Here is a 12,979-nt window from a genome sequence, read left to right on the forward strand (position 1 = left end):
GCGCCGGCGACCGGTGGCGGGGGAGCCGACACGTCCACGCCGCGGTGGCGCGGCAGCAAACGCGCGGGGCGCCGCAGGCACCGATGGCGTCCTGCCAGGTGGTGTGGTGGATCAAGGCACCGGAATCCGCAGGCCGGAGACGGTGGTTGCACCGGACCGGGAGTTCAACTCGCCCCAGCAGGGCGCCTCGTGGGCTGCCGCCGCGAAGAGCGTCAGGGGCCTCGTACCGGAACGCGTAACCCTTGATCCCCTGCACCACATGGCGGGACATGGTCCAGGCGCCGCGGTGCGCGGCGCGGACGGCACGGATCTCGGCAACCGCCGCCTCGCGGGCCAGGCGTCCGGTGCGGGCTTCTTCGGCGCCCGGTGTCGACGGCGGCCGGAGCGGGAGACTCCAGGACTCGACACATCTGCTCGGCGCCGAAGCCGGCGCGGTGGCCGGAGACGAAGTCCCGGCGCAGGATCTCGCGTTCCGACTGCCACGCCTTCTCGGCCTTCTCGGGCCTGGCCTTCTCGGGCCGCAACCGGGCCGGCTCGTCGGCCTGACCCTCCAGGCCGCTCCCGTCCCGGGACGTCCTGCGCATCACCTCCTGGGCGCGGGCTGCGGCCCGGAGCTCAGGTCGCCTGAATCTGCCTGTTGTCCGGGCCATTACCTGGTCGAACGTCGCCCGTCGGCGGGCAGGTTCTACGCCATGGCCTGCGGCCGCCGCACGGTCTTCAGGAGTCCGCGCAACCCCCGGTGATCGCGCGGTGGCGGTACCTGGTTCCAGCTGGATCCGCGACGAGATCGCGAAGCAGGACTGGAGCGCGAGGCCGGAAGACGTGGCCCGTACAGATGTAGCAAGCGCTTCCTGAAGAGAGCGGGAGTACTCAGAGATCATGACCGCACACGACACCGGGCTGCCCGGAGGCGTCGCCGTTTCTCACCTGTCGGTTTACGACTGGCCCGCCGTCGACGGAGGGTGCGGCGGCACTCCTCATATGCACCTGGCGTGCTCCGAGGCATACGTCGTCACCGGCGGACGAGGCGTCGTGCAGACACTGACCACGTCCGGGTTCGAGGCCACTCCGCTGCGGGCAGGTACGGTCGCCCGGTTCACTCCGGGCACCATCCACCGCCTGGTCGATGAGGGCGACCTGCGGATCATCGTTCTCATGCAGAACAGCGGGCTGCCGGAGGCCGGGGACGCGGTCCTCACGCTGCCGCCGGAGTACCTGACCGATCCGCAGACATATGCCCGCGCCGCCGCCGTCCCGGCCGACGTTCCCGAAGCGGAGCAGGAGCGCCTGGCCCGCGCCCGGCGGGACCTCGCCCTCGAGGGTTTCCGGGCACTGCGGGAGGCCGAGGGGCCGGAGGCCCTGGCCGCGTTCCATCGTGCGGCCGTCGCGCTGGTCCGGCCGCGCATCGCCGAGTGGCGCGAGCGGTGGCGACGAGGTGCCGAAGCCGCCGTCAGGGCGACCGGGCTGCAGCTCGACCAGCTGGAGCAGGGGGAGTTCCCGCATCTCAAGGATGCCGCAGTGAGGTCGCAACAGCCTTCCGTGCAGGGAAAGTTCGGGATGTGCGGTCGGCTGGACGTGTACGAGAACTGATGTCGAGCAGGAGAGCGGCGGCGCCGGGGCCGGGTCATCGCCGGCGGCCGGGGCGCTCGGCTGGGGGCGGCTCGGCCGTCGACTCCCGCCAGACGATCCGGAACAAGGACTCCTTGTCGGTTTCGGGAGGGGTGTTCCTCAAACCCGCGATCAGTTCGGCCATGGCCCGGCCGCCGAGCCTTTCGAGGTCCACGTCGACGGTGGTCAGGGACGGCGTCATGAACTGTCCGACCCCGACGTTGTCCCAACCCGTCACGCTGATGTCGCCCGGCACGTCCCAGCCGCGTTCCCGGGCGCCGCGTACGACGCCGGCGGCGACGAGGTCGTTCGCCGCGATCACCGCGGTCGGCCGGGCACGGGTCGGGAGCGACCGGATCGCCTCCATGCCGGACTCGCCGGACCAGTCGCCGTCGAACACCCCGACGGACTCCAGTCCCAGGCGTTCGACCGTGTCCAGATAACTCTGTCTGCGTGCCTGCGCGGAAGCGAACCGGCTGTCGCCCGCCACGTGGAGGAACCGTGAGTGGCCGAGCGCCGCCAGGTGCTCGATCAGGTGGACGACCGGAGTGGCGTCGGCCAGCTCCCCGATGCCGCGCATCCCGTCGTCGAAGTCGGCCGAGATCACCACGTTCGCCCTCTGGCGCAGTCCGTTCCTCGTCGAGGGGAGTACGGGGGCGAGAGAGAGGACGCCCTCGAACTGCCCGGAGTCGGCGAGATCCAGGAGGCGTTCGGTCCTCGCCCGGATGCCGCCGGCGGCGCCCACCGAGTCCACGAAGTAGCCTGCGGCGTGTGCGGTCGCACTGGCTCCCGCCAGAATGCGTGAGGGGTTGAAAGCCATGGCGGGCATGAGGATCGCCAGTCGGCCGGTCTTCCGGGTGCGCATGGAGCGCGCCACGAGATTGGGGCGGTAGTCCAGTTCGCGGATCGCGCCCTCCACGCGGTGCAGGGTGGCGGGTTTCAGGCCGCCGCCGAACCGCAGATACCGCGAGACCGTCTGGGGTGAGACGCCGGCCAGTCGCGCCACATCGGTGATCGTCGGCCGTCGTCGCGCCTTCTCAGCGCCGTCCATCCCTCTGCCTCCGCTTTCCCCCGACGTTCCGGTGAAGCCAGAGAGTACACACTCTTGACGCAAAAAGTGATCGTTCACTATGGTCCTGCCCACCCAGAACGTGAACGTTCACGATCTGTTGATGTGCGGGCCGGGACGGCCCCGCACCGCTGTGTGCCGATGCCGCCACTCAAAGGGAGCAGTGCCGTGAGCTCCATCAACGAACTACGCCGACTGCGTGGGTCCCGACGGGGCGCGCCGCAGCAGAACAAGGCGGCGTTCTTCTTCCTGCTGCCCTGGTTCGCCGGGCTCCTCGCGATCACACTCGGCCCGATGCTGGCCTCGCTCTACCTCAGCTTCACCGACTACAACCTGCTGCAGCCGCCGCGGTTCAGCGGGCTCGACAACTGGACGCGCATGCTCTCCGACGAGCGCCTGCACAAGTCGCTCCAGGTGACGTTCGGCTATGTCGTGGTCTCCGTACCGCTGCAACTGGCGATGGCCCTCGGTCTCGCCCTGCTGCTGGACAGGGGAGTGCGTGGCCTCGCCTTCTACCGCTCCGTCTTCTACCTGCCGTCACTGATCGGCGGCAGCGTGGCGATCGCCGTGCTGTGGCGCGCGATGTTCGGGACCGAGGGCCTTGTCAACGAGGCCCTGGCCGTCGTCGGCATCCAGGGGCGGGGCTGGATCTCGGAGCCGGGGACGGCGCTGTCGACCCTCGTCGTCCTGAACGTGTGGACCTTCGGTTCGCCCATGGTGATCTTCCTTGCCGGACTCCGGCAGATCCCGGCCTCCCTCTACGAGGCGGCCTCCGTCGACGGCGCGAACCGATGGCGTCAGTTCCGCAGCGTCACCGTTCCGCTGCTGACACCCATCATCTTCTTCAACCTGGTGCTGCAGATCATCCACGCCTTCCAGACGTTCACCCAGGCGTTCGTGGTCTCCGGCGGTTCCGGAGGGCCCGCCGACTCCACCCTCTTCTACTCGCTGTACCTCTACCAACGCGGATTCGGGCACTTCGACATGGGTTACGCCTCCGCGCTCGCGTGGGTCCTGCTCCTCGTCGTCGCCGCCTTCACCGCCGTCAACTTCTGGGCCTCGAAGTACTGGGTTTTCTATGATGACTGACCGCGCCGCGGCCGTACCGCGCCCTCTGCCCGTCGACCGCCCGCGAGCGGCGCACAGGATCAGGTGGGCGGTGCGCAAGCCCCTCAAGCACCTTCTGCTGCTTCTCGGCGCTCTGACGATGCTGTACCCCCTCCTGTGGATGCTGGTCAGCTCCCTGCGACCCAACAGCGAGATCTTCCGCAGTGCCGGACTCGCCCTGACACAACCGCACTTCGAGAACTACACCAACGGCTGGAGCGCCTTCTCCCGACCGTTCAGTCACTACATGATCAACTCATTGATCGTCGTGACCGGCGCGATCCTCGGGAATCTCCTCGCCTGCTCCCTGGCCGCGTACGCCTTCGCCAGGCTCGAGTTCCGGGCGAAGCGCCTGTGGTTCGCGACCATGCTCGTCACCATCATGCTGCCGGTTCACGTGATCATCGTGCCGCAGTACGTCCTGTTCTCGGAACTCGGCTGGGTCAACACCTTCCTGCCCCTGATCGTGCCGAAGTTCCTGGCGACCGATGCCTTCTTCATCTTCCTCATGGTGCAGTTCATCCGAGGCGTCCCCCGCGAACTCGACGAGGCCGCACGGATCGACGGCGCCGGGCACGCACGCATCTTCTTCCAGGTCATCCTGCCGCTCATGGTCCCGGCGCTGGCCACCACCGCGATCTTCACATTCATCTGGACCTGGAACGACTTCTACTCCCAGCTCATCTATCTGACCGACCCGGACAGATACACCACGCCTCTCGCGCTGCGCGCGTTCGTCGACCAGCAGACCGCGACCGACTGGGGCTCGGTGTTCGCCATGAGCGTCGTCTCACTCGCTCCCGTCTTCCTCGTCTTCCTGTCCGGACAGCGTTTCCTGCTGCGCGGCATCGCGACCACCGGCGGCAAGTGACCACGGGACCGACCGCCGTGCGGACGGCAGCGAACGAGCGAGCACCGCTCGGGAGCGCCGCAGCCATCCCCCTACACATCACGCACAGGAGAACAGCATGAGCATCAGCCCGCTCAGCCGCGTCGCGATAGGAACGGCCCTCACCCTCTCGTTCGCACTGACCGCCTGCTCCGGCAGCGGCGCCGGCTCCGCCGACGAGCTCAGTGGCGACCGCGTCACCCTCCGCGTCACCTGGTGGGGCTCGGACAGCCGCGCCCAGCTGACCAACGAGGCCATCGCGGCATTCGAGAAGAAGTACCCCGACATCAAGGTCAAGGGACAGTACAAGGACTGGAACGGATACTGGGACGCCCTCGCCACGACGACCGCGGCCAAGGACTCGCCCGACGTCGTCCAGATGGACGAGCTGTATCTCGCGTCGTACGCGGACCGCGGCGCGCTCTTCGACCTCGGGAAGGCGAGAAAGCTTCTCGACACCTCGATGTTCGACCGTGAGGCCCTGGCCACGGGGCAGATCGACGGAACGCAGTACGCGCTTCCCATCGGCCTCGGCGTCTCGTCCGTCGTGATCAACACCGACCTCTTCCAGAAGTACGGCGTGGCCGTCCCCGACGACACGAAGTGGACATGGGACGACTACGCCAGGATCGGGAAGGAACTCACGGACAAGAGCGGCGGCAAGATCCACGGCGTTTCCGCCGCCCCCGGCTTCTACGCCGGCGACATCAAGTACTGGGCCCGTCAGCACGGCGGCGAGGTCTTCGACAAGGACGGCAACGTCTCGCTCAAGCCCGAGGCGCTCGCCGGTATGTGGAAGTACGGTCTCGGCCTGATCTCCTCCGGGGCCGGCGTCAAGGCGTCGACGATGGTCGAAGACCTGACCGCCGGAGTCACCGCCGGCAGCTTCGCCACCGGCAAGGCCGCGATGACGACGGCGTACAACACTCAGCTCACCGCGCTCCAGGAGGCCACGAGCGCCCACCTGAAGCTGCTGCAACTGCCCCACGCCGACGACACCGAGGCGAACTTCCTCAAGCCCTCCATGTACTGGGCGGTCTCGAGCCAGAGCCGACACCCCGCCGAGGCGGCCGCGTTCCTCGACTTCCTGCTCAACGACCTTACGGCCGCGCGCATCCTCAGGACGGAGCGCGGGATCCCGGCGAACAAGCAGATGCTCGCGCGGCTCCAGCTGAATCTGAGCGGGCCCGACAAGGCGGCAGCCGACTTCATGCACGGGGTGCTCCAGGGCAGGCCGCCGGTGGTGACTCCCAACGGCGCAAGCGGCATCGAACCCGCCCTCCAGCGCTACACCCAGGAGGTCTACTTCGAGAAGACCTCGCCCGAAGCCGCCGCGCAGGCATTCGTCAAGGAGCTCCAGGGCGAGGTCGACGCGGCCAAGTGACCGCCTTCCCCAGGGGCTGTCGCCTTCGTCTGACCTGGAGCTCCGCTGTCCCTGGGGAAGCCCACCGCGAATGTGCGGATCGGACACCGAGAGAGGGAAACCACCCATGCCCAGCACACGGCCGCCGTACCGCGTGGCCATCGTCGGCACCGGCGGTATCGCCCATGCCCACGCCGAAGCGCTCAGCGGACTGTCCGAACGCGCCCGGCTGGTCGCCGTCGCCGATGTCGACCCCACCCGAGCCGCCGAGTTCGCCGGCCGGTTCTCCGTGCCGCACGTCTTCGACGACCCGAGGACGCTGCTGGAGAACCAGGAACTCGACCTCGTGCACATCTGCACGCCGCCGCATACCCACGCACCCCTGGCCGCCTCGGCGATGCGGGCCGGGGTCACCGCCCTGGTGGAGAAGCCGACAGCGCTGAGCCTGCGCGAACTGGACGAACTGGCTGCGGTGCAGGAGCAGACCGGCTCCAGAGTCCTGACCGTCTTCCAGCACCGTTACGGTGCGGCGGCCGTACGGCTGCGCCGCCTGGTCGAGGCGGGGGCTCTGGGCCGACCGCTGGTGGCCACCTGCGAAACCCTGTGGTACCGGTCCGACGAATACTTCGAAGTGCCGTGGCGGGGGCGCTGGGACGTCGAGGGAGGCGGCCCCACCATGGGCCACGGCATCCATCAGTTCGACCTGATGCTCTCGGTCCTCGGCCCATGGTCGCTGATCACCGCCCTGGCCGACCGCCGGGTCAGGCCCACGGACACCGAGGACGTCTCGGTCGCCGCCGTCCGCTTCGCCGGCGGCACCCTCGCGACGGTGGTCAACTCCCTGCTGTCCCCTCGCGAGACGTCCCGCCTGCGCTTCGACTTCGAACACGCCACGGTCGAACTGGAACACCTCTACGGCTACCGCTCGGAGCACTGGCGGTTCACGCCGGCCCCCGGTCACGAGCAGCTCGCGGCCCTGTGGGCCGACGGGGACGAGGAGGACGTCACCAGCGGCCACAGGCTCCAGATCGAGTCCGTGTTCGATGCCTGGGACACCGGCCAGGAACCCGGTGTGTCCCTGCCGGACGCCCGTCGCACGCTCGAGTTCGCGGCAGCGACGTACGCATCGGCCTTCCGCGGTGTTCCCGTCGCCGCGGGCGAACTGACGGACGGCGACCCGTTCACGCGCAGCATGGACGGCGGCGCCCTGCCCTGGCAGCGGGTCAAGGAGGCCCTGGTATGAGCACGCTCGGGATCCGCCACGACCTCGGTGTCTCCCTCACCGTCCGGGACGGCGGCACCGAACTGTTCCGCTACGTGTACCGGCCGGACACCGTTCGACTGGAGTCGCCCAAGCCCTACATCAGTCCTCTGCGCACCCGGGCCGGAGAGGTGGTCAGCCTGTTCCGGCCGCACGACCACGTGTGGCACAAGGGCATCGCCTGGTCCCTGCCGCACGTCGGCGAGGAGAACTTCTGGGGCGGCCCCACCTACGTCCATGGCAGCTTCTACGTCCAGCTGGAGAACAACGGAACCCAGGCGCACCGCCGGATCGTCGCCCTGGACGGGTGCGAGGGCACGGCGACTTTCTCGCACGACCTGGACTGGATCACCCAGTCCGGCGAGCTGTTCTTCACGGAGCGCAGGACGCTGCGGGCGAGCCTGATCTCGGCGCATGCCTGGGCGCTGACGTTCGAGACGCGGATGACGAACGTCTCCGGAGCGGACGTCGTCATGGGGTCGCCGACCACCAAGGGACGGGAGAACGCCGGCTACGGCGGGCTGTTCTGGCGAGGCCCGCGGTCGTTCACCGGCGGGCGGCTGGTGACCGAGAACGGCCTGGGAGGCGACGAGATCCGCGGCCGGCGCATGGAATGGATGGCCTTCGAGGGCCGTCACGACGAGAGGGACGCGCGCTCGCTGGTCCTCATGATCGACGACACGGCCAACCCCCATCACCCTCCGCAGTGGTTCGCCCGCACGGAGGAGTTCGCCTGCCTCAACCCCGCCCCGTTCTTCAGCGAGGAACTGACCGTCGAGGACAGGGCGACCGTGCGGTTCCGCTACGGGGTGGGCGTCGCCGACGCGGACGCGAGCGCGGCGCCCGAACTCGCCGACGCCGTACGCCGTCTGCTCGCGCGGCCGGACGTCCTGACCGCTGCCGAAGCTCCAGCCTGACCACCCTCGGGCGACGACAGTCCGGCGGCTCCTGACACTTCCCGCTCGGCAGCTCTTCCTGCCCACCCGTTCCCCCGCACACCGACGTCCGGCGCGCCGGGCCGTGTCAGAGCCCGGTCCGCCGGTCGGCCGCAGACGCGGTCGGCACGCACCGACGGGAGGCGTCGCACGCGGTTTCCGATTCACCCCATCCCCTGAAAGGCACGACACGATGAAACGAACTCTCCCACGGCGCTCAGCGGGTGCCGGACGGTCATCCGCCGCTCTGCTGAGCGTCCTGGCCCTCTCCGCCGCCGCGCTCAGCGGCACCGTGATGTCACGGACGGCGGCGGCGAGCGCGGGTACGACGTACTACGTCAGCAGCTCCACCGGCAGCAACCAGAACTCCGGCACGAGCGCGGCCTCGCCCTGGCAGTCGCTGGTCAACGTCAACGACACCACCTTCCAGCCCGGTGACACGATCCTCCTCAAGGCGGGCGACTCCTGGAACGGCCAGCTCCGGCCGAAGGGATCCGGCACAGGCGCCGCCCCCATTCGGATCAATCAGTACGGCACCGGCGCCAAGCCCAGGATCGCGGGGGCCGGAACAGTCCCGGATGCCGTCAAGCTGTGGAACCAGGAGTACTGGGAGATCCGCAACCTCGACGTGTCCAACAAGGCGCCTGCGGTCACATCCGGCACCAACCTCGGTGACTTCCGCGGCATCCATGTCGGTGGTGACAACGGGACGGTTCTGGACCACATCGTGATCGACTCCGTGGACGTGCACGACGTCACGGGCGAGCTCAGGTGGATCTGGGGGGACACCAATAACACCCGGCCCGGAGTCACATACCAGAACGGGTGGGACCGCTCGAAGAACACCGGTGGCATCGTCTTCAGCTCGAAGGGGCCGACCCTCAGCTCCTCGTTGAACTGCAAGTCGTCCACCTGGCCGACCACCCTGCCGAGCCGGACCGGCCCCGCGACGGTGTTCAACGATGTGACGATCGAGAACTCCTCGATCCGTGCCACCTCGTTCGCCGGGATCATCTTCAAGCAGTCCACGGGCGATGCTCCCGGCGCCGCCCGGCTGCCCAGGTGCGCACCAAATGATCCTGTGTTCGCCCCGTCGACCGACGTGAAGATCCGCAACAACTACCTCACGCAGATCGGCGCCGACGACGGCACCAACGGGATGTATCTCACCAGCATCAGCGACGGGCACGTTGAAAGGAACCTGGTCGACCGCGTAGGCACCTCAGGGATCGAGCTGTTCGCCACGGACGACGTCGAGGTGCAGTACAACGAAGTCACCGGCACCGCGGTGAAGGGCGGCGGAACCGACGCGAACGCCATCGACACCGACATCGCCACGACGCGTTCCGTCGTCCAGTACAACTACATCCACCACAACGTCGAGGGCATCCTCGCCTGCGCCTGCTACGACGACATCCACTTCGGTGATGCCGTGTTCCGCTACAACGTTCTCGCGAACAACTCCAAGGCGGCCGTCCATCTGGCCAACGTCTCGGGTTCGACGACCAAGGTGTACAACAACACGGTCTACAACACGGCGCCGGAAATGATCAGAACGGACAAGACCGGCGGCACGACACTCTTCGACAACAACATCTTCCACACCACGTTCGCCAACGCCTCGATGGTGAACGATCCAGAGGTGAAGTACCACAACAACCTCTACGGCGGGACCCTGGACGTGCCCACCAACCACACTGCCAAGGTGATCGGGGACCCGCAGTTCGCCGACCCCACCGCGGGCGGCACCGGAACGCAGGCCACGGGGCCCCTCCTGAGCGCCGGCCTCAACTGGCGACCCGCCGTCGCCTCTCCCGCCGTCAACGCCGCCACCACCGTCGCGGACAACGGCGGGGTGGACTACAACGGTGCCACCGTGCCGATCGTCCCCGACATCGGGGCCCTTCAGCACAACCCGCCCTCCAGCACCCTCTTCGGCGACAACTTCGACGCCCTTCCCGTCGGGGCACTGGCGAACGGGACCAACGGCTGGACGGTCGACTCCACCGGCAACGAGATCAAGGTGTCCGACACCCCCGGCCCGACCGACAAGAGCGTCCAGCTGATCCGGCGGCAGGACGCCGGCGGAACCACGGGGACCCGTATCAGCCGCACCTTCCCCACAGCGCTGACCGGGACCGTCACCATCGAAGCCGACGTGATGCGCAACGACGGTGCGGGCGAGCGCAACTACTTCGGCCTGCCCTACCTGTACAACAGCTCGGGCGCCCAGGTGGTCAGCGTCGGCTTCTCCGAGGGCGACATCGTCGCGTACTCGGGTACCACGCTCCAGGTCGTCAAGCCCTACACCCAGGGCACTTGGTACCACGTCAAGCTCGTGGTCGACACGGCACGGCAGAACTTCGACTTCGATCTCAACGGCCGCCGCATCCTGACCGACGCGGCCTTCCGCAACAGCGCCCCCGGCATCGCCCGCATGGCGTTCTACGCCAACGCCGGCAACGGCAGCGCCTTCGTGAACAACGTCATCGTCCACTGACGGCTCACCGACATCTGTGGGCGGGACCGTGTCCGGTCCCGCCCACAGGCTGTCCGTCAGCAGTTGAGGGTCGCGTCAGCCCAGTCGGCGTGGTCGTAGGTGATCCCGTCGCCTCCGTCCGTGACCACCAGCCGGACGATGTCGGCACCCGTGACATCGGCGGACAGCCGCTGGGCGGGAGCGGCGTTGTCCAGGACTTCGGTCGCCGTCACCTTGCGGCCGTCCGCCCAGACCTCGAACGCCGTGGTCCCCCTGGTGCCGGACTCGTCATCGAGTCCCACCGTCGCCGTGAAGGAGGAGCACTCCGCGCCGAGGTAGTACTCCACGACGCTCGGGGCGTGGACTCCCAGCCCCTTGGCGTACCGCAGGCCGTCGATGCTGATCGGTCCGCCGTCACCCGCTCCGGACTCGCCGACACTGCGGTCCTTCTCGACGGGACCCCATCCGTTGCTCGCACTCAGCCAGGGGGTGTCGCTGAGGTAAGAGGTACCGTCCGGAGGGCGGACCACGACACTGGCGGCCAGGGGCTGTTCCTGCACCCGTCCGGCGCCGTCGGGGGACAAGTACGCCGCTGACAATGTGACGTCATAGGTGCCCGGCCGGGTTCCTGACGGAGCTTTCACGCTCCACGTCGTCGTCAGTGTCTTCCCCGCGGGCAGTGCCTGTCGTGCGGCCGGCGACGTCGGGGCGATGTCCCAGCCGGCGGGGCCCGCCAGGGCGACCCAGACCCATTTGGCCTTCCTGCGGCCGAGGTTCGTCACCGTGGTGGTCACCTCGGCCGGCGCACCGGCCTGGACGAACCACGCCTGCGACTGGCCTGCCTCCAGGGCAGGCGGGTAGGACGCCCAGTCGCTGTCGGCGAAGAGGCGGATCAGCACCGTGCCGTGCGCGGGAACCGTCGCGGCGACCGTGCCCGCGATGCTGGTGTCGGTGTGTTTCCACAGGTCGCGCATCCGGTAGCCGCGGGCATGCGGCATGCCCACGTCCGTCGCCGTCGTGGCGATGCGCTGCGGCCGGTCGGACTCGTTGAAGAGGGCGACGGCACGGCTGCCGTCGGCCATCTCCTTGGCGACCACCCAGCGGCCGCCGTCGGAGCCGACGACCTTGCCCTGCCTGCCGAGCGGGTCCTGGTCGACCGCGATGACCTCGCGGTTGCCGAGGATCTCGAACGTCTTCGCGTCGGCCCTGCGCAGGTCGGAGCCGATGAGCAGGGGCGCGGCCATGACGGACCACATGGAGAACTGGGTCCGGTACTCGGTGTCGGTCATGCCGCCGTTGCCGACCTCGAGCATGTCGGGGTCGTTCCAGTTGCCGGGTCCGGCGTAGGCGTGGAGCGGGAGGTTCTTCTTCAGGATCGAGAGAGTCGAACCCCAGCTGTCGTTGATGTCGCCGGTGGTGCGCCACAGGTGGCCGACGTCGGACGCCCACTCCCAGGGCTTGCTCTCGCCCCACTCACAGATGCTGAAGACGATCGGGCGGCCGGTCGCCTCCAGGGCGTCGCGCATGGTCGTGTAGCGCTTTCTCGCGTCGACGCCTTGGTTGGAGCAGTTGTCGTACTTGAGGTAGTCGACACCCCAGTCGGCGAACTGCCGCGCGTCGCTGTACTCGTGACCGAGGCCGCCGGGGAAGCCGAGCCGGTCGCAGGTCCTGGTGCCGGCGCTGGTGTAGATGCCGAACTTCAGGCCCTTGGAGTGGACGTAGTCGGCGACCGCCTTGATGCCGCCCGGGAAGCGGACGGGGTCCGCGACCAGCTTTCCGTCGGCGTCGCGTTGCGGCAGTGCCCAGCAGTCGTCGAGGTTGACGTACTCGTAGCCCGCCTCCTTCAGACCTCTGGAGACGAAGATGTCGGCGATGCCCTTGACCATCGCCTCGTTGAAGTCGGCCCGGCAGTGCGTCGAGTTCCAGTTGTTGAAGCCCATCGGCGGAGTGAGGGCCAGTCCGTCACGCTCGACGGCTCTGTGTGTTCCGCCGGCAGGGGGTGTCCCGGCCGGGGCGGCGGCCGACGCGGGGGCCGTGTAGACAGCACCGGCGAGCAGGGCGCAGGCCAGCCCTGCGGCAGTTCTGCGAGTGGCGATGGGGGGTAACGATCGCATGAACGGTCCTCCGTGACTGAGTGGGAGGGCAGCGATGAGCGCGGAGAGCGCGTCGCCGACAGTAGGACGTCTTCCGTTCCAGCGCCACACTTCCAACAAAAGCCATGATGTTAGTTGTCGGATTTTGAGCGCTCTGCGAAGTCGTGCCGCGGAG

The 12,979-nt window shown here is 68.4% G+C and carries 9 protein-coding genes; 7 read left to right on the plus strand and 2 right to left on the minus strand.

Going from position 1 to position 12,979, the window contains the following annotated elements; all coding sequences use genetic code 11:
* Positions 1 to 879: 879 nt before the first annotated feature.
* Positions 880 to 1,590 carry a cupin domain-containing protein gene (locus ACIQGV_RS37370; RefSeq protein WP_402503381.1) on the plus strand — a complete coding sequence of 237 codons (711 nt, stop codon included), beginning with the start codon at positions 880 to 882 and terminating at the stop codon, positions 1,588 to 1,590.
* Positions 1,591 to 1,624: 34 nt separating this feature from the next.
* On the opposite strand, the gene ACIQGV_RS37375 is transcribed toward ACIQGV_RS37370, so the two are convergent.
* Complete coding sequence (locus ACIQGV_RS37375) at positions 1,625 to 2,659, minus strand: LacI family DNA-binding transcriptional regulator (RefSeq protein WP_402503383.1); 1,035 nt, start codon at positions 2,657 to 2,659, stop codon at positions 1,625 to 1,627.
* 159 nt (positions 2,660 to 2,818) lie between these two features.
* On the opposite strand from ACIQGV_RS37375, the gene ACIQGV_RS37380 reads away from it, so the two are divergent.
* The 6 genes from ACIQGV_RS37380 to ACIQGV_RS37405 all read left to right on the plus strand — a co-directional run bounded on the left by ACIQGV_RS37380 (position 2,819) and on the right by ACIQGV_RS37405 (position 10,732).
* The gene (locus ACIQGV_RS37380; protein ID WP_402503385.1) at positions 2,819 to 3,766 is read left to right on the plus strand and encodes a carbohydrate ABC transporter permease; all 948 of its coding nucleotides are present in this window, start codon (positions 2,819 to 2,821) and stop codon (positions 3,764 to 3,766) included.
* Between the two features lie 70 nt (positions 3,767 to 3,836).
* A complete protein-coding gene (locus ACIQGV_RS37385) occupies positions 3,837 to 4,655 on the plus strand; it encodes a carbohydrate ABC transporter permease (RefSeq protein WP_402503388.1) in 819 nt (272 codons plus the stop codon).
* Between the two features lie 97 nt (positions 4,656 to 4,752).
* The gene (locus ACIQGV_RS37390; RefSeq protein ID WP_402503390.1) at positions 4,753 to 6,057 is read left to right on the plus strand and encodes an ABC transporter substrate-binding protein; all 1,305 of its coding nucleotides are present in this window, start codon (positions 4,753 to 4,755) and stop codon (positions 6,055 to 6,057) included.
* A 106-nt stretch (positions 6,058 to 6,163) separates the two neighbouring features.
* On the plus strand, positions 6,164 to 7,279 hold the full coding sequence (locus ACIQGV_RS37395; protein WP_402503392.1) for a Gfo/Idh/MocA family protein: 1,116 nt from the start codon (positions 6,164 to 6,166) through the stop codon (positions 7,277 to 7,279).
* Complete coding sequence (locus tag ACIQGV_RS37400; protein ID WP_402503393.1) at positions 7,276 to 8,214, plus strand: PmoA family protein; 939 nt, start codon at positions 7,276 to 7,278, stop codon at positions 8,212 to 8,214. The genes ACIQGV_RS37395 and ACIQGV_RS37400 overlap by 4 nt, the downstream gene beginning before the upstream one ends.
* A gap of 211 nt (positions 8,215 to 8,425) precedes the next feature.
* Positions 8,426 to 10,732, plus strand: a complete 2,307-nt coding sequence (locus ACIQGV_RS37405; RefSeq protein ID WP_402503395.1) for a right-handed parallel beta-helix repeat-containing protein — start codon at positions 8,426 to 8,428, stop codon at positions 10,730 to 10,732.
* A gap of 56 nt (positions 10,733 to 10,788) precedes the next feature.
* Here ACIQGV_RS37405 and ACIQGV_RS37410 read toward each other — a convergent pair whose 3' ends face one another.
* Positions 10,789 to 12,825, minus strand: coding sequence for an NPCBM/NEW2 domain-containing protein (locus tag ACIQGV_RS37410; RefSeq protein WP_402503397.1), 2,037 nt, complete (start codon positions 12,823 to 12,825; stop codon positions 10,789 to 10,791).
* Positions 12,826 to 12,979 lie beyond the last annotated feature (154 nt).

The organism is Streptomyces sp. NPDC093094 (genome assembly GCF_044754345.1).
Taxonomy (GTDB): domain Bacteria; phylum Actinomycetota; class Actinomycetes; order Streptomycetales; family Streptomycetaceae; genus Streptomyces.